We start from the raw sequence: 252 nt of genomic DNA on the forward strand, positions 1-252 counted from the left end.
GCCGCTCATGCCGGCTCCTCCGCAACGTCCTGCCGACCAAAACGACGCGCAAGCCGATCAAAATAAAGGTAGATGACCGGCGTGGTGAACAGTGTCAGCACCTGGCTGACCAGCAGCCCGCCCACCATCACCAGGCCCAGCGGCTGGCGCAGTTCGGCACCGGAGCCGGTTGCGAGCATCAGCGGCACCGCACCGAACAGCGCAGCCAGGGTGGTCATCAGGATCGGCCGGAAGCGTAGCAACGCGGCCTGG

Annotated in this window: 1 protein-coding gene; it reads right to left on the reverse strand. The window is 66.3% G+C overall.

All coding sequences use genetic code 11. The features are described 5' to 3' along the window. Positions 1-5: 5 nt before the first annotated feature. Positions 6-252, reverse strand: a 247-nt coding sequence (locus tag SB765_RS31890) for an efflux RND transporter permease subunit (protein WP_410932793.1), incomplete at its 5' end; no start/stop codon positions are given.

The organism is Pseudomonas sp. SIMBA_067 (assembly GCF_046534675.1).
GTDB classification, from domain to species: Bacteria; Pseudomonadota; Gammaproteobacteria; order Pseudomonadales; family Pseudomonadaceae; genus Aquipseudomonas; species Aquipseudomonas putida.